Source organism: Paenibacillus sp. J22P15 (genome assembly GCF_056269345.1).
The window spans coordinates 288,934-312,397 of record NZ_JBWDNT010000002.1; the positions used below are offsets into that span (position 1 = coordinate 288,934).

The 23,464-nt window shown below is 42.4% G+C and carries 12 protein-coding genes; 11 read left to right on the forward strand and 1 reads right to left on the reverse strand.

All coding sequences use genetic code 11. The features are described from left to right. The first annotated feature begins 94 nt into the window (after positions 1-94). The 8 genes from AC0YN6_RS06190 to AC0YN6_RS06225 all read left to right on the forward strand — a co-directional run bounded on the left by AC0YN6_RS06190 (position 95) and on the right by AC0YN6_RS06225 (position 17,071). On the forward strand, positions 95-2,461 hold the full coding sequence (locus AC0YN6_RS06190) for a glycoside hydrolase family 95 protein (RefSeq protein WP_475745766.1): 2,367 nt from the start codon (positions 95-97) through the stop codon (positions 2,459-2,461). A gap of 16 nt (positions 2,462-2,477) precedes the next feature. Next, positions 2,478-3,656, forward strand: coding sequence for a Gfo/Idh/MocA family protein (locus AC0YN6_RS06195; protein WP_475745767.1), 1,179 nt, complete (start codon positions 2,478-2,480; stop codon positions 3,654-3,656). A 326-nt stretch (positions 3,657-3,982) separates the two neighbouring features. Continuing rightward, positions 3,983-5,320, forward strand: a complete 1,338-nt coding sequence (locus tag AC0YN6_RS06200) for an ABC transporter substrate-binding protein (protein ID WP_475745768.1) — start codon at positions 3,983-3,985, stop codon at positions 5,318-5,320. Between the two features lie 84 nt (positions 5,321-5,404). Next, entirely contained in the window at positions 5,405-6,301 is an 897-nt protein-coding gene (locus AC0YN6_RS06205; RefSeq protein ID WP_475745769.1) for a carbohydrate ABC transporter permease, read from the forward strand. Between the two features lie 17 nt (positions 6,302-6,318). Then, on the forward strand, positions 6,319-7,158 hold the full coding sequence (locus AC0YN6_RS06210; protein ID WP_475745770.1) for a carbohydrate ABC transporter permease: 840 nt from the start codon (positions 6,319-6,321) through the stop codon (positions 7,156-7,158). 12 nt (positions 7,159-7,170) lie between these two features. Further along, positions 7,171-8,475 carry an alpha-L-fucosidase gene (locus AC0YN6_RS06215; RefSeq protein WP_475745771.1) on the forward strand — a complete coding sequence of 435 codons (1,305 nt, stop codon included), beginning with the start codon at positions 7,171-7,173 and terminating at the stop codon, positions 8,473-8,475. A gap of 128 nt (positions 8,476-8,603) precedes the next feature. Beyond that, positions 8,604-13,475, forward strand: a complete 4,872-nt coding sequence (locus AC0YN6_RS06220; protein ID WP_475745772.1) for a glycosyl hydrolase family 98 C-terminal domain-containing protein — start codon at positions 8,604-8,606, stop codon at positions 13,473-13,475. 110 nt (positions 13,476-13,585) lie between these two features. Then, entirely contained in the window at positions 13,586-17,071 is a 3,486-nt protein-coding gene (locus tag AC0YN6_RS06225; protein WP_475745773.1) for a glycoside hydrolase family 98 domain-containing protein, read from the forward strand. 92 nt (positions 17,072-17,163) lie between these two features. Here the strand turns inward: AC0YN6_RS06225 and AC0YN6_RS06230 are convergent, their stop codons facing one another. Continuing rightward, positions 17,164-19,548, reverse strand: coding sequence for an AraC family transcriptional regulator (locus AC0YN6_RS06230; RefSeq protein ID WP_475745774.1), 2,385 nt, complete (start codon positions 19,546-19,548; stop codon positions 17,164-17,166). Positions 19,549-19,789: 241 nt separating this feature from the next. Here AC0YN6_RS06230 and AC0YN6_RS06235 point away from each other — a divergent pair, with 241 nt between their 5' ends. From AC0YN6_RS06235 to AC0YN6_RS06245, 3 genes are read left to right on the forward strand one after another with little or no spacing between them, the layout of a single operon-like run. Next, the gene (locus AC0YN6_RS06235; RefSeq protein ID WP_475745775.1) at positions 19,790-20,743 is read left to right on the forward strand and encodes an ABC transporter permease; all 954 of its coding nucleotides are present in this window, start codon (positions 19,790-19,792) and stop codon (positions 20,741-20,743) included. Positions 20,744-20,774: 31 nt separating this feature from the next. Further along, positions 20,775-21,662 (forward strand): carbohydrate ABC transporter permease, encoded by an 888-nt coding sequence (locus tag AC0YN6_RS06240; RefSeq protein WP_475745776.1) that lies wholly within the window; start codon positions 20,775-20,777, stop codon positions 21,660-21,662. Between the two features lie 47 nt (positions 21,663-21,709). Continuing rightward, positions 21,710-23,299, forward strand: a complete 1,590-nt coding sequence (locus AC0YN6_RS06245) for a DUF3502 domain-containing protein (RefSeq protein ID WP_475745777.1) — start codon at positions 21,710-21,712, stop codon at positions 23,297-23,299. The last annotated feature ends 165 nt before the right edge of the window (positions 23,300-23,464 follow it).

Sequence of the window (23,464 nt, forward strand, 5' to 3'; positions counted from 1 at the left end):
ATTAAGCCCTATTCTTTTTGGATCATACCCCGATGCAGGAAAGTGATTTACATATTGATGAGGATCAGGTGATGTTACGATGAGGAATTGCGAATTGTTATATAGAAAACCGGCTAACACTTGGACGGAGGCTCTGCCGATAGGGAATGGAAGAATGGGTGCAATGCATTTCGGTGGCGTTGAAACCGAACAATTCCAGTTGAATGAAGACACATTGTGGTCCGGTCCGCCGCGTAAAAATAAGTCATATGATGATAGAGAATCGTTAAAAAAAGTAAGACATTTAATCGATGAAGAGAAATACGGCGAAGCTATAAGCGAAACGAAAAATATGTTTGGTCCTTATACACAAGCATATATGCCGTTCGGAAATTTGAAGCTGCAATTTCTGCATGGGAATGTAACCAGACACTATGAAAGAAAGTTAAATATCGAGCAGGCCATATCTAAGGTGAACTATGCAGTCGGTAAAGTAGATTTCACGAGAGAAGCATTTATGTCACACCCACATCAAGTATTAGTGATTAAGTTAGCAAGTTCAGTTAGAGGAATGTTAAACGTAGCTATAACCTTGGATAGTCCGTTGAAATACAATGCTGTTCATTCTACTGAGCATAATTTAATTATTCAAGGGGTTTGTCCTGAATATTGTGCTCCGAATTATTACGAAGGAGACAACTCGCTTCCCATTATTTATGGACAATTTGGCGAAACAGACGCTATTCATTTTGAAGGAAGAGTGGGCGTAGATCAGAAGGACGGACAAATCGAATCAGAGAACGGAAGACTCGTCATAACCAATGCGACTGAAACGATCATCTATTTATCGATGGCTACTTCTTACAATGGTTATGACCAATTACCGGGTAAGAACTTCGATGACCTGTCTCAAAAAAATGAAGCGATATTAACCGGTGCTATGGGTATATCTTACGAAGAGCTGAGAAGAGCGCATATACTGGATTACCAAAACCTATATCGCCGGGTTGACTTCCAATTAGATAAAGAACAATCGGAAGAAGAGGTTGATACGGATAAAAGGATACGATTATCTGGTCCGAAAGATCTTGGAATGATTGAACTTCTATTTCAGTATGGGCGATATTTGTTGATCGCATCATCTCGAGAGGGTTCACAACCTGCTAATTTGCAAGGAATATGGAATGATTTAACGCGCGCGCCTTGGTCATCCAACTATACATTAAACATAAATACGGAAATGAACTACTGGCCTGCAGAAGTGACGAATTTGGCTGAATGTCATCGTCCTCTGTTACAAGCTATCCGTGAGCTCTCTGTAACCGGCAAGGAAATGGTGAGTGAAAGGTATGGATTGAAGGGGTGGACGGCCCATCATAATACAGATATTTGGAGGCATGCTCATCCTGTCGGCGGTGATAGACATGGTGATCCGAGTTGGGCTTTTTGGCCAATGTCAGGGCCTTGGTTAACTCGTCATTTATGGGAGCATTTCACCTATTCACAGGACAAGGCGTATTTGGCGGAAGTGTTCCCTATTCTAGCAGGTGCTGCGGAGTTTTGTTTAGATTGGTTAATAGAGGATGAGAACGGCTACCTCATTACATCGCCTTCCACATCGCCAGAGCATCGTTTTATTGCAGAGAATGGAGAGGTGGGCTCCGTTACAAAAGCGTCAACGATGGATTTGCAAATCATATGGGATTTGTTCTCAAACTGTGTTGCGGCTGGAGCTGTGCTCGGTATCGACAATGAGTTTATTAACCAAGTGAAAGCAGCAAAAGAACGCTTGCACCCGCTGCAAATCGGTAAGTATGGACAACTGCAAGAGTGGTTGATTGATTATGAAGATGGTGAGCCACATCACCGTCATGTATCCCATTTATATGGTCTTTATCCAGGGTGCCAGATTACAGATGGTCCAATCATAGAAGCTATTCGGCAATCACTAAATAGAAGAGGGGATGAAGGAACAGGTTGGAGCCTCGGCTGGAAAATTTGTCTTTGGTCCAGGCTAAAGGATGGCGAACGAGTACATTCGTTACTTCAACAGCTATTTAAGATTGTCGAAGAAACGGGTGAAGTTATGAAAGGCGGCGGACTGTACCCGAACCTGCTTGGCGCACATCCACCATTCCAGATTGATGGAAATTTTAGTTATACCGCTGGTGTGGTCGAGATGATTGTCCAATCGCATAAAGGATTTATCGAATTGTTACCGGCACTTCCTTCAAATTGGATCGCAGGTTCTCTTTCCGGTGTGCGTGTTCAAGGTGGGTTTGAAGTAAGTATAAAGTGGGATAGGATGCGGGTAACGGAAATGACGGTAAGCCATAAATCGAGTCAGCCCTTTGTCTATAAATCTTCAGAGCAGGTACTTCTTCGTGAAGAGGGAAAAGAGGATCGAAGAGTAGACCCAGTAGATGGATATGTTACGATTTCAATGAATTCAGACAAGCCGTATAAACTGTTGTTTTTATGATAAAGGGGTGGAGAAAATGAAACAAGTAAGAATTGGAATTTTAGGAGCAGGTGGAAGGAGCTCTATTATCCAATATTGGCATAAGCCAGGTGGCAATTCTGTTGTCGTGGCAGCTGCCGATATATCGCTGACAGCATTAGAACAATTTCAACAAAATGTGAATCAGGAAGCATTTGTGACAACTAATTACAAAGAGATGCTTGCAAGGGAAGACGTTGATGCCATCGCCATCTTCACTCCTGATTACATGCATGAAGAACACGCAATAGCAGCTTTACAAGCCGGCAAACATGTATATTGTGAAAAGCCGCTAGCTATCACAGTTGAAGCATGCGATCGCATTCTAGATGAATGGAAACGGTCAGGAAAGCATTTAATGATTGGATTTAATATGCGTTACATGGGCATGTACCAAACCATGAAGGAAATCATCAAATCAGGGGTAATTGGTGATATAAAAGCAGTCTGGGTAAGACACTTTGTTGGACTTGGCGGGTATTTCTATTATCATGATTGGCACGGTACAGCCCAAAATACAACTTCATTGCTATTACAAAAAGCTTCTCACGATTTCGATGTAATACATTGGTTGACAGATCGTTATACAACGAAAGTATCTGCTTTTGGCAGTCTTGATTATTACGGAGGCAATAAGCCAAATGACTTGCATTGTCCTGAATGCGATGTGAAAGATACTTGTCCGGATGTAAGTATGTCACGGCTGACGCAATGCGCATTTCGAGAAGAAATTGATGTGGAAGACAACAACATGGTTATTATGGAATTAGAGGGTGGAATCAAAGCATCATATATGCAGTGCCACTTTACCCCAGACTATTCCCGTAACTATACGTTTATCGGAACAAAGGGTCGAATTGAAAACGATGATGTAAATGATAAAATTCATGTGAAAACACGAAAATCCGGTTCATGGCAGGAAATGAGCGATATTACCTATGATATGAAACAGCTTCCTGGAACACATGGCGGGGCTGATCCGCGTATCTGTGAAGACTTCGTCAATCTGATTTTATATGATAAGCAACCGTTAACGACCCCATTTGCAGGACGAATGAGTGTAGCGGTCGGTTGTGCAGCAACAGAATCCATTCGTTCCGGCGGTAAGGTTGTAGCTGTTGATCAGGGAAAACATAAAGAAGCTGGTGCGAATTTATTCGATTTGAGGACAACGTAAGCGTATAAGCCTCAAACTCTTCCCATTTCATTCGGATCTCTTATCTGCCTATGAAAAAATCCTCCCTTGATTGAATACTGGGAGGATTTTTTTATGGGGATTTCGCAATTCGTATGTACGAAGAGTTTGGTAGAAAAATATCAACAATGACAAAAAAACACAATGTTTTGTTGGATTTTTGGACAATAACCTCAAATGAAAGCGATTCAACAAAAAGGACACAAGTAGAAGTCAATATAGCTTATTAATTTTAAATGCCTTTATTGTGATAATAGCATCAAGCAATAGTAACTAGCTATTCTAATCACAAACAAAGGGGAATGAAGATGAGAAAACTACTAACGAAGGGTATCATGCTAAGTGCTATCACTGTACTAGCTCTAACAGGTTGTTCTAGCAACAAGGGCGGAGAAGCTGCTCCAGGGGAAAGCTCTTCGCAGCCTGCAGGTGAGAAGCAGACCATTACATTTTATCATGGTTATTTCCAGGATGATTGGCAAGCCGCCGTTGAAATGAGAAAAATATATGATGATTTCGCTGAGCTTCACAAAGATGAGTTTACTTTCAAACCTGTTGCTTTGGATACTGGCGGAGAAGGCGTATACAACAAAGCAATTCAAGAAATAGCAAGAGGCGAGTTCCCTGATATCGTGGATGTAGGTGGTTGGAATATTATCCCTGTTGCATCTGAAGCTGGTGTAATTGTCGACTTGAAGCCTTATATTGATGCTGATCCAGTGTTCAAAGAAGGCGTAGGCATTAACTATGAGCAAAATAATATTGATGGAAAAATTTATTCCGTTCGCGAGCAATTGGAAACAATGGGCTTCTGGTATAACGAAGATTTATTTATTAAAGCTGGTGCAGTAACACCGGACAAATGGCAAACCTGGGATGATTTCAGCGCTGCGGTAGATAAGCTTGGCGCATCCAAAGATGTGAAAACGCCATTTTCTATGAATCAAGGCTGGCCGACTGACATTTTGTTCAATGCTCATTTGATCGGTACGCAAGAAGGACGTGACTTTGCTTCGCAGCTTCCAACTTCGTTCGATAATGCCGCATTCAAGAATACGACTGAATTTATTTCAAAGAATGCGCTCGGCAAGATCAAGACGCAATACTTTGGCGCGGCGGATTCAGAGTCCTATCGTGATGACTTCATGAACGGAGATTCCGCAATGTTATTCAACGGCGTATGGGAAGCAGGCAGCTTCCTAGAGTTGGAGAAAGTGAAGCCAGAGCATATTAAGCCGGCGGTGTTCCCTACTAATGAAGCTGGGAAGAAAGCGGCTCTAGTATCTGCATCGCCTGGTTATGTAATTAGTAATAAGCAAGGTGACGAGAAGATTCAAGCAAGCGTAGAGTTCGTTAAGTATATGATGAGTCCGGAAATTGCGGAGCGTATCTTCACAAAAGTGTTAGCTATGCCGGCTTATAGCGGTTTGGATTATGAAAAGTATATCAATGGCTCTGATGCTGGATTGAAAAAGCTTGCAGAAGCTAGCATGCTGGCAGCTAATGCAGATTATAAGACAAAGGCGCTTGGAGCGAACTGGAATCCGGATATCGCTGGTGCGCTAAGCGGCAAATATGCAGCAATGCATAATGGCAGCAAAGATGTCGAAGCAATTGTGAAAGAATTGAACGAAACTTTGCAATAGAGCTTAGAAGCAGTACACGACAATGAGGTTCTCTTGAAATGAACCTCATTGTTGTTTTGACAACAGGAAGGAGCGGAGAAGCTGATGCAAAGCTTAAGGAAAAAAGGATTTATAATTAGTTTTTTATTGCCGGCTATCGTGATGTTCCTGCTCATCTACGCGTATCCGCTGGCTAATATCTTTTTTACTTCTTTTAGCAAATGGGATTTTAAAAACTTGAACAGTCCTGAACTTCTAGGATGGACCCATCTGTTCGATAACTATATTAAGCTTTTTACTAATGATTATTTTTTTAACACGGCGTTGTTCAATTCACTTAAATGGGTCGCACTTGTTCTTCTTATACAGATTCCATTCTCATTGCTCGTAGCGCTTGTGCTCTCTCAAAAACCTCGAGGCTGGGTGCTGGCTCGTAATGCGTTTATTATTCCTAACATTATTTCGTCCGCTGCTATTGGATTGATATTCGTAAATTTATATGATCCTGCTCGCGGATTAGTAACCGAAGTGATTAGGAAGTTCAATCCCGATGTGAACTTGAATATTTTGGCCGATACTAGTGCTTCCTTTTGGGGTGTAACGTTTGCCTTTATTTTGTTTGGCGGCGTGAATAGTCTGCTGCTCATGACGCAGCGATTCTCTATCTCCAATGATATTTATGAAGCAGCCAAAATAGATGGAGCCAACGTTCTGCAATCAGAAATTCATATTACGCTTCCACTCCTTAGACCAATGATCGGTACGGTAGCGATATTAGCTACAAACTATAGCTTATTGTTATTCAATGAGATTGAGTTGATGACCAAAGGCGGTCCGGATAATTCGACGTACAGTTTAAGCTACTATATCTATCAAACCGCAATGGGTAGTACGAAATTGAACTTTGCCTTGGCTAATACCGCCGGTGTTATACAGTTCATTCTAGGAATTTTATTAGTCGTATTCATTTCTCGCATATTCCGAGCGAATGAAAGTTATTAACGCAGGAGGCAGACCACATGAATCAAATTCGTAAAGACAGTGTATGGCAAACAATACTTGCTGGTTTGCTTAAATATAGCTTGATCCTTATCGTCTTATTCATCTCCGTATATCCCGTACTTTGGGTGTTCATTTCCTCTTTCAAAGAAGTTCCAGGAGGGCTTGGCTTGCCGGAGGAATGGATTTTCAACGGCTATATTACGATATTTACGAAGCTAAACATAGCTTCTTACTTCTCGAACAGCATTATGGTATCGGTCTTGTCGACGATTGTGAGTGTTACCTTCGTATCCATGGCAGCCTATGTGTCCGCAAGAATTCAATTTAAGGGAAAAAACCTCATCACGCTTATGTTTGCTTCAACTTTGTTCATACCGCCCATTTCGATCAGCTTTCCTATTTATCGGTTAATTAACTTGATGGGACTGTATGACACGCGAACAGGTCTAGTGCTCATTTATTCAGGTCTTGGCATTGCGGTCACCTTTTTCGTTATTCGCAATTATTTCCTAACGATTCCTAAGGAGATGGAGGAGGTTGCCTTAATCGATGGCTGCAGCCAAGTCGTTACGTTCTTCCGGGTTATCCTGCCGCTGGCTAAGCCTGGAATTGCTACGGCTGCCGTTCTTTCACTTCTAAACAATTGGAATGAATTTTACTTCGCAGCTTTGTTGCTTGAGAGCAAGGATCACATGACGATTCCAGCATTGCTAGGTCAATTTAGAACAGCGTACGCTAGAGACTTTAACGGTATGTTCTCAGCAATTATCGTATCTGTTGTTCCAACGATATTGTTATTCAGTTTTACATCTAATCTATTTATCAAGAGCCTGACTGCCGGTGCGGTTAAAGGATAAGGAGTAAGGGATATGTCAAATTTATTCAAAAGAACAGAATGGTTTCGCCATGATCGTTTTGGAATGTTTATACACTGGGGGTTATACGCAATACCTGGACGCGGGGAATGGGTAATGAGTGAGGAACGAATCCCAGCGGATGTATATAAGGATTATTTCGAACAATTCAATCCGGTTGATTATGATCCTGTTGTTTGGGCGAAAGCGGCTAAAAAAGCAGGCATGAATTATGTCGTGTTGACTGCCAAGCATCATGACGGCTTCTGCCTATTCGACAGTGCGCTCACAGACTATAAATCGACAAACACCATTTGTAGGCGAGATCTGGTTCGTGAATTCGTGGACGCTGTGCGTGCGGAGGGCCTAAAGGTAGGCTTGTATTATTCTTTAATTGACTGGCAGCATCCGCATTATCCGAAGTATGACGATTTGATGCATCCAATGCGCGGGAATGAAGCCTATAAAGATGATGTGATCGATTTCGATCAATATTTAACGTATATGCATGGTCAAATTAAAGAGTTATGCACGAACTATGGGCAAATTGATATTCTTTGGTTCGATTATTCCTATGAGCATATGCGTGGCGAAACATGGCGCGCTAAGGAGCTTATGGAAATGGTACGTTCTCTGCAGCCGAATGTTATAGTTGATAATCGCTTGGAGGCGAGCGGTGAAGGCGGCGGCAGTATTATGACCGCTAATCCAACGGAATGGAGCGGAGACTTTGCAAGTCCGGAGCAGATTATTCCGCCAGAAGGCATCAAAAATGAGCTGGGTGTCCCGCTGCCTTGGGAATTATGCACGACTATGAATAACAACTGGGGCTATGCTCCCAACGATTTGAATTATAAGCCTTCCTCGATGTTGATTCGAAAGTTGGTCGAGTGCATAAGCAAGGGCGGCAATATGATACTTAATGTTGGGCCTGATGCTAGAGGAACGATTAATAATCAGTCGATGAAAATTTTGGAGGAAATCGGACAATGGATGAGCCTCAATTCGGAGAGTATTTACGGATGCGGCTATGCTGAGATTAATAAGCCGGAATGGGGTCGATATACACGCAACGGCAATAAAATTTATGCTCATGTGCTGGAAGCCCAGATTGGCCCACTCGCGCTCACTGGCATACCCGCGGATCAGGTGAAATCAATGTATCGACTGGCTGACGGTGTACAGGTACAGCGCGGGGAGAGCTGGATTACGAAAGCTTATGAAGGCATATTGTTTGCTTGCCTAGGTAGCATTCCCCATTTCACTTATCCTTTGCCTGATGCGGCGGATACGGTAATCGTGATTGAGCTGAAGGAGTAAGTTTGTTGATATGAAGGGAGGTGCGGAGATAACCTGTTTTCTCGTATTGAAAGTGTGACTTGCTATCCTTTTATCTTATTGTAGTTTCAGAACCAACAGAGTGGAAATTAGAAAGGTAGGGTGCATTCATGAAGAAAAGAAAAGGCATGTGGAATAAGTACTTTAGTTCTCTTCTAGCTTTATCGATGATAATAGGGCCAAATGCAGCATATGCGCAAGATCATGCTCAGGCCGATGTTTCCGTTATTACTGAAGCACAATTAACGAATGTTGCGTTGAAAGGTATTGCAAGCGTTAACAAAGGAGGGAGCACCGACCGACCAGCCAGCATGCTGAATGATGGTATCGTTGGTACAAATTCGAATGTTAACTATGCAGAAACAGGAAGGGATATGGCTCAGACCAAGGCAGATCCGTATTATGTGCAGATCGACTTGGGTAAGAGCTATGATTTGGAAAAACTGAATTTGTGGCGTTATTTTAATGATAACCGTTCGTATGAAGACACCATTATCTTCCTATCAAAGGATGCTAATTTCACAACTGAGGATATTGTGTACAATGCAGATGAAAGCGGTTTCTTCGGTTTTGGTGCAGGTACGGATAAAGCTTATGCCGAATCCTCTGCAGGTAAAGAAATCAGATTCTCTGCTCCGATTACAGGGCGATATATCCGCGTAATCAACAATGGACACGATACAGGAGGGAAAAAGGGAGGCCATTACGTTGAGTTGCAGGCTTGGGCAAATGCAGAAACAACAGAACCAACAACAAAGCTGCCATTCCCAAATGCAGAGAATCCTCTTGAATTAGGCGATATTTTCACAGCTAACGGTAAGCAAAAAGGGGAGACGCATCCCGATGTGCTTTATTTTAAAGACGGCTGGAATGGCTACAAATACTGGATGGCGACAACACCTAACCAATCTGGAAACTCACAGTTTGAGAATCCATCGTTGCTTGCTTCTAACGACAATGTGACGTGGGTAGCCCCGATAGGTGTAAGCAATCCTTTGACAGGTGTTAAGGAAGAACCGCGTCCATATCATAACTGTGATGCAGAGCTTGTCTACAATCCAGAGAACGACTCCTTATACTTCTACTATAACTGGGCAAAAGATGACCCTGGACATGGTGGCAATGGATTTGCGCCTTCAGAAATTAGATTGTTCATTATCTCCAAAGGAGATAACGGCACAAGTGTTGCAACTCCACAATACCAAACCGTAATTAAGACTACATATCGTTATGATGCTCTTTCTCCTTCGGTGGTCCGAGGTGAGAATGGCATCTGGAAGATGTGGTCCGTAAACACAGGAGATCGAGGCTATAATAATCAATCCAACCGTATCGACTACAGATTGTCCAAGGATGGTATTCATTGGAGCGAGCCTGTTTCACTGGCTGATACCTTTGATCAAGCTAATTACCAAATCTGGCATATGAACGTTCAGTACATTCCAGAGAAGAACGAATACTGGGCGATCTACCCTGCATACCCTGACGGCGGAAGTTCCGCGCAGACATACCTTTTCTTCGCTAAGTCAAACGATGGCAAGGTATGGACGACATATGATAAAAAGATTATGGACGTTGCGCAAGGCAAGTGGGACAGCAGCTTCATCTACCGATCAAGCCTGATTTATGATGCTGCAACAGATAAAGTTAGAGTATGGTATAGCGGTGGCACGAATGGTGTTCAAAATGGCTGGAGAACCGGGTATACAGAAAACACATTCGCAAACCTGAGTCTTTATCTCGGTCAAGGAAGCACACCAACTACCGCGCCTCCAAGTGATCCTATTATTCCTGACAAAGAACCAGATGCTGAGGCAACATGGCATGATGTTGACGCCCTAGGTAAAGATATTGTCTATGACGAAGGCTGGGGCAATCTGGATAGTGAAGGAATCGCAGTTTCTTCAGTAAAAGGTGCAAAAGCTACCTTAACATTCTATGGTACAGGTATTCGCTGGATCGGTCAGAAGGATGTAAACTTTGGTATCGGCGAAGTATGGATCGACGGTGTAAAGGCAGCAACTGTGGATACCTATGGACGCGGGGCCGATGCCAAATTTGGATATACACATTATGAGAATACCAATCTGAAGCCAGGCGTTCATACGATCAGTATCGTACCAACGGGAACTAAGAATCCAAGTTCATCATCCAATATTATCGACATCGATAAGCTTGTTGTAAAGTACAGCGATACAGCAGTAATTGGTATCAACGATTTCACACTAACTCCTGCTACGGCAGAAATGTACAAAGATGAGTCTATTCAAGTCATCGCAAACGTTCAGCCATATAATGCCAACAATAAATCCATTGCTTGGTCAAGTTCCAACGGCAGCGCAGTCAGTGTTTCGAGCACGGGATTAGTGAAAGCATTAACAACAGGAGAGGCTGTTATTACAGCTGCGTTAACGGGTACAGCTCTCACTCGCACCATTAAGGTGAAAGTGAAAGAATATCCTGCTGGTGTTCCGCTTCGTATGACCGTTAACGATGAGAATCCATTATTCCTGCATCATCTGTATCGTCAGGTTAACTCTAGTCTGCCTGGACCACTGCAAGGCGGAAAGAGTATTCAAGGATTCTGGGATAGCATCGAAAATGGAGATATCAACGGAAACCGAATTCGTGAGGATCTGGTTGATAATCAAGTCATCATCATTCATGCCTCCGGCAGCGTGAAAGGAACCGCAAGTACCTTGGCTTGGTACGAGGACCGATTTGCTGAAACCTTGAACAATACACCGAATGATACGAGCGATGATATTCCATTCTTTATCATGGTATCCAATTCTGGCACATCCGACGATGGAGAATATACGCCTCCTTCAATCGAGTGGACTAGAGAAATGTATGAGCAATATCCTAACATGCGAGGTGTTCTCTTCTCTGAGAATCACAACGCAACAGCAGGATGGCAAAGAACGGCGCGTTCCGAATATATGAAACTACAAGTTTTACTTGCAGCTGAACAAGGTGGCTATGTGGTTTATTCGGATATGAACGACAACAGTGATTATGTCGAAAGTGTTCTGGATCATGCAGGCTTGTTTAATACACTGAAAGAGTTTAAACAGAATTTTATCCTGCTCGCCAAAACAACAAGCGCATGGAGTAATGTAAGTTACAACTCCCATGAGAGCGTTGTTCAAGGCGCATGGATGGCAGATATTGCTGGCAACTGGGGCTCACTGATTGATTCTTGGATGTGGTTCATTGAAGGCTTCGGACCACTGCACGGCCATGATACCTTTGGTGTGATGGGCGGCGCAGAAGAGTGCAGAGGACCATTCACATTCCCAGAACTATTCGCGCCAATGCGGATGATCCAGCAGGCCAGAGTAGGAGCAACGGTATTTTCTTACGAGCATCCGGATCACATGACATCCATTGCAACGAACAATGGGGCGAACAATCAATTTACGCCAGCATTTACAGAGGCAATTGCGAAAGCGATGGAATATATGGAGGATTACGATATTCCAACGAAGGATGAAGTTATCGCGAAGACGAAGTTCGCTTACTCCGCGGAAAAGGGAACGCTCGATAGCCTTTCACGGACGGCTACAGGCAATCTCCTGAACCCACTGTATGGCGATAAGAACAATAATGGATACAACAATACGACGATGATGACGTACTTCACAGGCAGATACGGCACCATTCCATCATTACCAAAGCGTACGGGCGAAGATGTGAAATCCAAGTTCCAGTACGTTTATGATAAGGAGCAAGTTGTTAATATTCTCAAGAATCAAGCAGGTATCAAGGCCTTCTTTAATGAGCTGTACCCTGAGACCTATGAAGGAACCGCTTATGCGCATGAATTGAATAACACGTGGTTCCTATATAACCATAACTGGAATATTGACAGCAGAGTGGACGCAGAGCTTGATGCTACACAATTCGCAAAAGTAAGTTTGAGCAACAACAGTGTAACGGCGAATGTGGAATTTGCACCGTACACGTATGTCATGATTGACGACCAAAAGCAAGGTGAATTATCTTTCAATTTCAACAATTATTTGGTGGATAAGAATGATGTCTGGGATGGTTACATTCCTGGTAATGGTAGACCGGGAGATGGGTCAACTTGGCACTGGGATTCGGATAATGATCGTCAGTTCTATGATTATGTATTAGATCATTACATTCCGGATGCTGTAAGAAATGATGACAGATACAGAGCGGCGACGATTACGTTGAAGGGATTTTCTGAAGAGCCGACTTTGGAGATCAAGCAAGGTTTGACGAATAACGACGGTACGCATCAATATGAAGAGCCAGTTACCTCATGGGATGCTGAAACAGGAAGCTTCACGATTCAGATCCGTGCTAATGGCTGGGTGGATTTCGTTGTGAAGACGGACGATTCCGCTCCAGAGACTCTGGCAGGCGCATTCAACGGCGCTGATGAGGTACAGGCGGGTAAAGAATTTAGTCTTATTTATGGACTGGAAAATGTTACAGATGGTATCAATGCTAAAGATGTAACGTTTGAGTATGATCCAGCTCTTCTGGAATTGGTATCCTATCGTTCTCTGCATGAAAACTTTAAGATTGTGGAGGCAGTTGAAGCGCCTGGGAAACTACGCATCATTGCAGCCGGCTTAGGAAGTGAGGGCAGCATTTCCATAGATTGTGATGTCCTGCAACTCAATTTCAAGGCTAAATCGGTTACAGAGACAAACAGAACTTCGGTTCAAGCGAAAAATGGGGTTGTATCGAATGCTGATGGGGTAGAAACAACCATAGCGAATACCACTCTGGATATGGTCATTAAGAATACGACTCCGAATCCAGATGTAAATGGCGATGGCAAAATTTCCATTGGCGACTTGGCAATGATCGCGGCTGCATACGGAAAGGCATCGTCTGATCCAGATTGGACGAAGTATGCGATGCTCGATATCGTGAAGGATGGCAAAATCGACATTCAGGATCTATCAGCAGTAGCATCTAAGATATTGGTCGCTAATTAATGTAAGCTAATAGAAACATAGGGGGCACCTCATCCCATTGTAAAGTGATAGGGTATTTGATCACTGTCATGTTGATGAGGTGCCGCTCTATTATAATGGAGGATTTACAGATGAGGAGAAGGTCATTATTTAATCGCTTTTCATGTACATTGCTCGCTATAGTTGTCGTTGTATGCGGTACTGTTTCGAGTATAGGAACAGTTGGCGCCGAATCTGAGAGTCGGCTTATACGGTTCGAAGCAGAAGAGTCTGATAATAATGCAGAAATCCAGATGAACCGTAATGCATCGGGCGGGATAACGCTTGGGAATTTCGATCATGTGGTTGGCAGATATGTGGATTTCAATGAGCTTTATGTGCCAGCTGCAGGAAGCTATGATTTGAACATTGGATATTTTGCTCCATCGAACACCACATTCTCGCTTCAAGTTAATGGGGATGCGGCAGCGAAAAGCGCTAAAGGCAAGGGGAATTGGGATACACCAGGCACGGAAACCTATAAGGTAGAGTTGAAAGCAGGGGTAAACTCCATTAAGTTTGTGAGTGTAGCTGGAACGGTGATGGATGTCGATTATCTTGAAGCGGTTGGTGCAGCTGATGCTCCATTACAAGCAGGATGGACTGAGGCCCCGGACACCTCGAATCTTATTACCTATCAAGGACAATGGAGCACGGTAAACAAGAGCGCAAGTAGAGGGGGGGCAGCGAAACAGACAACTCAGGTTGGGGCGAGCGCTTCTTTTACATTTACAGGAACTGGTATGCAATGGATCGGTAAGAAAACTCCAAATTTCGGTTCGGCAAAGATCTATTTAGATGATCAACTAGTTGATATTCAAAATGTGAATGGCACAACCAAATTTCAACAAGATCTGTATACGCTTATCGGTCTTCCACTTGGTGAACATACCGTCAAGATTGAGAATGCAGGTGGTTCAGGCACGAGTGGAAATGGTATTGAAGTGGATTCTTTAGCATTCACAGCAGATACAACCCCAATTGAAGCAGATTCGCTTGTTGTTACACCAGTGAAGAGTAGAGTCAAGATTGGTGAGACTAAGCAATTGTCTGCGTCAGCTATGAGTGGTTCACAGCATGTTTATGGTGGAGATGTAACGTATAGTTCTAGTGATGTTCGTGTTGCAATAGTAGGTGAACACACGGGTTTGATAACTGCCGTTGCAAGCGGAACTGCGATCATTACAGCTTCTTACGGCAGTTTTACAACAACAGCGACAGTTATAGTTAGCGAGCCTCTGAGCGGTGGTAAGCGAATGGAGGTTGATAACGATCATCCTCTATTAATCATTCCTGTATACGGAAAGGAATATGATCCTGTTGAAAGCACTTTCCAATGGGAAGATACACTTCTGGGCAGATGGGATTCGATTCCGGATGATGTAAAGCCATACGCGGTTATGGAAATTCATGCAGGAAACATCGGCATGGGAAATGAAGCCGAGATGAAAGCCTTCTACACACAGCAGATGGAGATTGCGGAAGAGAATAACATTCCGGTTCTTTTGTTGACCATGACGGCTGGAAACAAGCCATACTATACAGGGGTAAGCAGTCTAACACCGGCATGGGCACAGTCGATGTACGATCAATATTCAAGTTTAGTAGGTTTAATGTCATCAGAAAACTACTGGATTTATGATGATAGTCTTGCAAGCTTGGCGGCAGATTACATTAAAGTATCCGATGATAATGGTGGTTACTTCGTATGGAGTGAACAAAATCAAGGCAATACCATTGAAAAAGCAATCAGCAATGCTAAATTTCGGAGAGCAATGGAAGATCACGGGGATAGCTTTATCTTTACCTTCAAGAACACCCCACAAAGCGGTGGGACTAGCGCTGAAACGATTAGTTATATGGCTGGATTATGGTTAACGGACCATGTCGCTCAATGGGGCGGTATCATTGATACGTGGACATGGTGGGAACGTAAAGATTGGAAGTTATTTGAGGAATCGAGATTACCGGGTCTTGGAAATGGCGGGGAAGAAGACCGTAGTGTAGCTACGTTCCCGGAAGCGTTATTATCGATTCAAATGATGAACATCTACCTGAATGGCGGGAATGTATACAACTTTGAGCATCCGGCATATACGACGGGTATTGAAGATAAGACTACGCCGGCATTCGATCATGCAATTATAGACTTTATGCGTTATGCAATTGAGCACCCGGCACCAACGAAGGAAGAGATACAGGCAAAAACCAAGATTGTGGTGCACGATAATATTAGCAACCTAGGCGGTAAAAAATTGTATGACGGATTGAATGTTGAAGATGCGGAAACCACGACATACTCAACAGGAAGATATGGAATTATTCCCGTTGTTCCTGCATTAATGTCCAGAACTTCTGTAACATCAGCATTTCCTGAAGCTGCAATATTAACAAGAACCTCACCAGAGATTTCATCACAGCAGCAGAAGATGGATTTCTTTAATAGTGTATATCCAGCAGATTATACGGGAACAGCTTTCGCACAGGCCATCGATGACACATGGTATTTGTACAACCATCTAGAGAATATTAATGTGAATCAAACGGCTAAATTTAAGCTTTCAGAAGCTGACACAACAGTTGACGCGCTGCTTGAGCCACATACCTATGTCATTCTGGATGATAATAAAGGTTCGGTTAACGTTAAGCTGAACAACTATCGGGTAGATAAAGACAACATCTGGGAGGGCTACACAGCATCCACAAAGCGCTGGAATACAGATGTGAACAACCTATTCCAGGATTGGATCAAGTCAGAGTACATGACCAATACTCGGGATAATGTGATGAGAACAACAACGCTGACATTCGATAATCTAACAGCAGCGCCAAAGATTGAAGCGCTAACGGGTCTTGCTGAGCAATATGAACAGCCAGAGGTTGCCTTTGATCAAGAGACTGGAGTTGCAACGATAACGATTTCTAGTAACGGATACATGAGCTTTAACATTGTGACTGAATCCCCAGAGCCTGGTCAAACTGGGAAATTGTCAGGTGTACTGCAGGGCGGCGAGGAAGTTCAACTCGGTGATGATCTAACCGTTGTTTACGGTTTGCAGCATGTGAAAGACCAGATCTCTGCCAAGGATGTTACGTTTACTTATGACGCAAGCAAGCTTGAGCTCGTTTCCTATGAGTCGATTAGACCGGAATTCAAAATCGTAGATACCATTGAAACTCCTGGTAAGCTTCGTATTATTGCCGTAGGCTTGGGTAGCGAATACAGCATTACTGCAGACGGTGATGTACTACGTCTTAAGTTCAAAGCGAAATCAGCTACGGATGAAGCTGGAACGAAGGTTCAGGCTGTCGATGGAGTCGCCGCGAATGGAAGCGGCATAGAGACAGAAGTCGCTGATGCTGCAATGAATATCATCATTAAGGTTTCAACTCCTGGAGATGTAAACGGAGACGGCAAAATTTCGATTGGTGACTTGGGTCTTGTCGCAGCAGCATACGGTAAGACAACATCTGATCCAGATTGGGCGAAATACGCTAAGTTTGACATCGTTAAAGATGGTAAGATTGATATTAGTGATCTTGCCACAGTAGCTTCCAAGATTGTAGCTGCTCCTTAAGGATGTAGCATGGATTGTATATTGCTATGAAAAAATCCTCCTCAGTATCCAATCTGAGGAGGATTTTTTGTATACGTCAAATTACGCACACTTTAAACTATCATTTCATTTTCATGATCTATTTCTTGTCCCAGCTGCAGTCTGTATTCACTCAAGGACATGCCAAAATGCTTTTTAAATCGCGTGTAAAAATAATTATTCCGCTCTAGTCCGACCTTTTCAATAATGGTTGTTAAAGGAAGCTGCGTATTTCGCATATATTCGTCCAGCTTTTGCATTCGCCAGTCGAAAATATACTGCGCAATAGACTGCCCATGTGCTGTTTTGAATATATGGCCGACATAGTTCGAAGATAGCCGTAGTTTTTCGGCGATAGAGCTTAGGCATAATTCTGTGTTGGAATATTCCTGATCGACAATTGCGACAATACGTTGTATCAGATGGTCATTACTATTGGAAGTATTCCTGAGAGCTTCCACCTTATTGCACAGCTTCTGTAAAAACGCATCTATCACGTTGTCCATATCTGTACTCACTTCTGCATTTTGTATCCCGCGAAAAAATCCCTGTAGAGTTAAATTCTGGCTATCCTTTACAGCAGGCATCTTGCTTAACACACTGGAGTAAATGCTGTAAATCAAATGAACAATGCAATACAAAATTTCGTCGTACGTGTATTGATATAGCATGGGTCTAATACTTTGATAGATTGCAGCAGCAGCTTCATAATTGCCCTCGAGCACTTTCTCAACGAGCTGCTCCTCTTTCTTGACGGGTATGTGGAAATTATCCGTGTTGATTTCATCCATCATGTAAGGAGTAATAATACAGCCATGTCCGTAGCGCATCTTCAACAGAATTGAGCCCTTCATATTATTATACATGCTGGGCAAATGCTCAATCCCCTGAAACATCGTGCTGTACGCCATAGATAAAGAAATACGGAGATACTTAAGTGTATTACTCTGTACCTCGCGTAAGTAACGCTCTATTTTCTCCTGCAGCACTTTATATTGGTTTACTGTGGAACAATCCATAATGACTACGAATTTATCGGGCTCACTGCTGAATATTTCGCACGCACCATAGTCCTCTGCCAGTTCTGTTGCAATATTCACAATAGCATAGCGTAGTGCCCATCGTTCCTTCTGGCTATTCACAGATACAAATTGGCTGTAATTATCGATTTTTATGAGACACATACACAGCTGACTGGTGGCGATATAATCCAGATTGATGTCATGCAGCTTCTCCTGCACTTGGTCTATCGAGTGTGTGGTACTATCGCTTAATAGTGCATTAAGAAAATCTTGTTTAACAGCATAACCTGCTTCATGGATTATTTTATCCAGCTGTTGATTTTTCTCCTTCATCGATTCGAATACAGACAAAATATATTGAAACTCTTCCATTCTCGAAACGACTACATCGTTTTTTTCATGAGCTTCGCCGTTAATAATTTTCGTAATCGTTTGAATCGGATGAGTTAATCTGCGAGCCAAGTAAAGACAAATGATTGCACAAATTATGAATACAACAACTACGATACCCAGAGACACAATTGATGCTTTAATGACATCCTTAAACGTTTCTTTTACAGGAGTAAGTCCCATAATGTACCAGTTGTTTGCGTTGCTTTTGCTGCTAGATACAAGATAGCTGATTCCCCCAATTTCTCGTATCTGATTATTGCTACTAATAAGTTCATTTGCTTGTTGGCTTAATCCGCGTACTTCACTCATATTATGCTCAAACTCCGGTGTGAGCGTCTTACTTAGAATAGAACCGTTTGAATCAACGACTAAAAAAGAGGATTTCGTTTCAGGGTCATTGCCGCTGATGGCTTGAATAGATTCTGTAAGCGCTTTTGTCCGAATGTTAACGACAATAGCGTTTTTCAAGCCTGATGAAGTCTCCCCCGGTTCAAATAAAATATAGGAGCATATACCGGCCGATTGCGTTTCTTCTTCTACAGATGTCACAATAGGTCGACCACGATACTCTGCTACAAAATTTTTATCGGTTAGCATCGCTACTATTGCCTGATCTGAAAAGGTTGAGGCTGATTGGCGTTCGCCGCTCCTTGAGGAATAAAGAAGATCTGCCCCCGCATTGTAAAGGTAAACGCTCTCAATATCTTTTAGTGTCAAAAAGTGCTTGTCTATAACCATGCTTGCCGAAATCGCCACGAGCTCATCATTTTTCTTCATATTAATAAATTGGATGATAGCTTTATCGCTGTACAGCGCATTTCCTAATTTTTTTGCAGTCTCATCGAGGTAGGTAATACTGAAATTGTAATGTTCAATCAGCTCATGATTGAAGCGGTTAATCATCGAGATACTCGTGCGTAAATAAGTAATGGTCAAGAAAACAGTAAGCAACACAGTAATGAGGATCGTAATAATCAGAAAGGAGAAGAAAGATTTGCGTAGAAAGCTCGTGCTATTTTTTTCTAATATTCTCGGTAGCTTCATAGTGACCCCCTAGTTGATGCGATTTCGACTTTTTTTGTTTATACAATTAACACAATAATAGCATAAGTATGCATGTATCATAACAACGATTAAAGACTCTTTGTAGATTTCATTATTTTTTAGAGAAAACTTCTATCGAAAAACAAAGAGAATGATGGTTTTTTTTGTTGAGGAAGCCCCCACCCTCGCTCTACACTAAAAGCACAGAAATACATTTCATGCAAGGAGAGGGGTGAACTAAATGAAACTAATTGCAAAACCAACTCATAATAGGACATTGCGCAGCGTACGTACACAATTTCCTTTCTATCTAATGATGGCACCCGGACTGCTATTTATTGCCGTCATGTGTTATATCCCAATGGGCGGTGTACTTATCGCCTTCAAAGATTACAACCCTCGTGACGGTATATTGGGAAGCCCATGGATGGATCCGCTGTTCAAAAACTTCGAATTTTTCTTTAAATCCGAAACAGCGAAAATTGTTACGTTCAATACACTTTTCTACAACATAATAGAAATGGTTACCGTTACTCTCGGTGCACTAATATTGGCTATTCTATTAAGCGAAGTGAAAAATAAAGTTATCTCAGCTACTTATAAAGGTTCGATATTGCTGCCAGTCTTCCTATCATGGATTGTAGTCCAGTATATTGTGTTCGGTATGCTCAGTGTAGACCGAGGCATTGTCAACAGTATGATTACGTCTAATGGCGGAGAAGCCGTTCAATGGTACAGTGAGGCTGCCTATTGGCGCTTTATCCTTCCCTTAGCCTATCTGTGGAAAAACATCGGCTACTATTCCATTTTGTATGTAGCAGCAATCGCAGGGATTAATACTGATTATTATGAAGCTGCCCAGTTGGATGGAGCTTCGAAGTGGCAACAAGTCAAATTCGTTACACTGCCGCTGCTGAAACCGATTATTATCGTCCTTACTCTGTTATGGGTAGGTAAGTTGTTCAATGGCGGATTAGGCGACTGGAATGGATTCTATACCCTTTCCAATGATTCAGGAGCACTATATGGTGCAACGGATGTTATCGACACCCTTGTATTCCGCTCTCTGAAAAAGCTGAACGACTACGGCATGTCGTCTGCAATTGGTCTGTATCAAGCAGTAGTTGGTTTCGTTCTTGTCCTGATTTCCAACTATATTATTAAAAAATCAGACCCCGACAGCGCCTTATTTTAATCGATCAGCGTAGAGAAAGGGAGGAAGTGCTATGGTAGTAAGAAATTTTCAAATATCAAAAGTCATAATTCATCTCATTTTCATTGTATCAGCTCTTGCCTGTATCCTTCCGCTGCTATTAGTTGTATCGATATCATTTACAAGTGAAGAGTCGCTTATGATTGACGGATATAATCTATGGCCCAAAGTGTTCGATACTGCTGCTTATCAATTTGTATTTAGCGGAGCTGGTTCGATTGCCAATGCGTACGCCGTCACTATCTTTGTAACTGTTGTCGGTACGCTGCTGCATTTGTTAGTTACTTCGATGCTGTCGTATTCGTTGACGCGCCCTGAAGTTACTTATCGCAATGCACTCACTTTATTCGTGTATATTCCAGTGCTGTTCAATGGCGGACTTGTTCCATCGTACATTTTAATTACACGATTTTTGCATCTTAAAAATACGATCTGGGTACTCATTATCGTATTCCTTGTGTCAGCAATTAACGTGCTGATTATGAAAAACTTTTTCAAATCGATTCCGAATTCCTTGTTCGAGTCTGCACGCATAGACGGATCAGGCGAAATTCGTACTTTTTTCAGTATTGCACTTCCGCTTTCTAAACCATCACTGGCGACGATCGGTCTGTTTACAGCGATTTCCTACTGGAATGACTGGATGACCGTTGCGTTGTTCATCGAATCGCCGAAGCTGCACACCTTGCAATATTTGCTGCAATCTTTAATGAACAACATCGGCTATTTACAAGCCAATGCAGCAGCCTCTAAATCTATCGAATCCGCTATTGGCATGCTTCCTAGTGAAGGAGCACGGATGGCTACGTGTGTACTTGCCATCGGTCCGATTATATTACTGTATCCTTTTCTACAAAAGTATTTTGAGAAAGGCTTAACAATAGGTGCTGTAAAAGAGTAATTTTACAGCACTCTAGTTGAGAATAAAAAAATTTTAGGGGGATATCAATGAAAAAGTTTCCTATGATGTTGATCAGTTTAACTGTGGTTCTCACGACGATCCTGTCTGGATGCTCGAAGGCTACACCAAACACGAACGGCGATCCTACGGCTGCACCAAGTGCTACTAATAATGAAGTCAAAGAAAAAGAGGAACTCGTAGAACTTAACTTCTACATGATGAATGGACCTGTCAATGAGTCTGACCGCATCATGAAAAAAGCAAACGAAATTATTGGTGAAAAAATTAATGCCAAATTGAATTTAGTTGCTGTAGATAGTAGTAGTTATGCAGATAAAATGAATCTGATGATCAATTCTGGCGACGACTGGGATCTTGCATTCACTGCATTCTGGGGTGGAATTAATTTCTTCGAAAACGCTAACAAAGGTGCATATGCAGACCTTACTGACCTTCTGCCTAAACTTGCGCCAGAAACGTATGCCCGTATCCCTCAAGGTCTATGGGATGGCGTGAAAGTAAACGATCGTATTTACGCATCTGTCAATTATCAGCAATGGGGCGTTGCCAAGCGTAACGGCTTTTACTTCCGCAAAGATATTGTGGAAGAATTAGGATTTGACTGGCAAGCTGTTAAAGGCAAGCCAACGATAGAAGCTCTCGAAATGGTAGGACCTTTCCTTGGCGAAGCGCGAGCTAAGCATCCTGATATGATCGGATTTGAAACCAGCTCTAATTTTAGCTTTTTTGCCAATGAGCCGCTTTACTGGGATATGGAGCCTGTAGGTGATTTGACAACACCAGGCTGGGTCAATCTTAATGATCCAAACAAAGTTGTCAACCAATTTGAAACTCCTGAGTTTGCCAAATACGCAGAAATTATGCGCGACTGGTACAATAAAGGCTATGTGCGTAAAGATGGTGCAACGGTTAAAGATACGACTCCTGATCGTAAAGCTGGCAAAATAATCTTTGCGGCAGGTTATGGCTGGCCTGACAGCATCGATCTTCCAGGTCAAGAGCTAGGTATGTCCATGAAAACATACCAAGATGCCCCTGCTGTAACGGTATCGACTACTCGCACATTGATTTCAGCTGGAGCTGGCTCCAATGCAGCAGTTGCTGTCAATTCAGGTTCAAAACACATTGAAAAAGCTGTACAGTTGATTGAGCTGCTAAACACTGACGATGAGCTATTCAAACTAATTACATTAGGTGAAAAAGACGTTGACTACAAATTCGACGAAGCTGGTAACTTTACTAATATTGAAGGCAAATACAATTTCAATTGGAATGACTGGCAAATTGGTCAATCGTACAGCCCAACGTTCAACCGTGCTGAATATAGCCAAAATGCAGCTGGTGAAAAGGGTAAAGAAGCTATGTCCATCGTTTATGAAAATGATAAAACAGCAGATGTTTCACCATTGTCAGGTTTTGTATTTGACCCGACTCCTGTAAAAACGCAAATCGCGAACGTTTCTTCTGTTACTACGGAGATGATTCCGGCTATCAGTTCTGGTTCGATTGACCCGACTACATCCGTGCCTAAGTTCCTTGAGCGTTTGAAAACTGCTGGCGTAGATGACATCATCAAAGAAAAACAAGCTCAATATGACGCTTGGAGAAACAAATAATCTCGAACTCTATTGTGAAATCCGGTGTATGTCTTAATAGCGTACACCGGATTTTTTACTTAATAATCAAGCCGGCGTTAATGGAAATACGAACAGAATATCTGTAAATGCTGATATAGGTCGCATCTAGCTATGACATACTTCTATGAAAAAAAATCTCAAAGG

What these genes read in the sequence shown, in the direction of transcription:
- AC0YN6_RS06240 (WP_475745776.1), top strand. Translation starts at nt 20,775, where the DNA reads ATGGTAGTAAGAAATTTTCAAATATCAAAAGTCATAATTCATCTCATT.
- AC0YN6_RS06195 (WP_475745767.1), top strand. Translation starts at nt 2,478, where the DNA reads ATGAAACAAGTAAGAATTGGAATTTTAGGAGCAGGTGGAAGGAGCTCT.
- AC0YN6_RS06235 (WP_475745775.1), top strand. Translation starts at nt 19,790, where the DNA reads ATGAAACTAATTGCAAAACCAACTCATAATAGGACATTGCGCAGCGTA.
- AC0YN6_RS06210 (WP_475745770.1), top strand. Translation starts at nt 6,319, where the DNA reads ATGAATCAAATTCGTAAAGACAGTGTATGGCAAACAATACTTGCTGGT.
- AC0YN6_RS06200 (WP_475745768.1), top strand. Translation starts at nt 3,983, where the DNA reads ATGAGAAAACTACTAACGAAGGGTATCATGCTAAGTGCTATCACTGTA.
- AC0YN6_RS06245 (WP_475745777.1), top strand. Translation starts at nt 21,710, where the DNA reads ATGAAAAAGTTTCCTATGATGTTGATCAGTTTAACTGTGGTTCTCACG.
- AC0YN6_RS06220 (WP_475745772.1), top strand. Translation starts at nt 8,604, where the DNA reads ATGAAGAAAAGAAAAGGCATGTGGAATAAGTACTTTAGTTCTCTTCTA.
- AC0YN6_RS06205 (WP_475745769.1), top strand. Translation starts at nt 5,405, where the DNA reads ATGCAAAGCTTAAGGAAAAAAGGATTTATAATTAGTTTTTTATTGCCG.
- AC0YN6_RS06215 (WP_475745771.1), top strand. Translation starts at nt 7,171, where the DNA reads ATGTCAAATTTATTCAAAAGAACAGAATGGTTTCGCCATGATCGTTTT.
- AC0YN6_RS06230 (WP_475745774.1), bottom strand. Translation starts at nt 19,548, where the DNA reads ATGAAGCTACCGAGAATATTAGAAAAAAATAGCACGAGCTTTCTACGC.
- AC0YN6_RS06225 (WP_475745773.1), top strand. Translation starts at nt 13,586, where the DNA reads ATGAGGAGAAGGTCATTATTTAATCGCTTTTCATGTACATTGCTCGCT.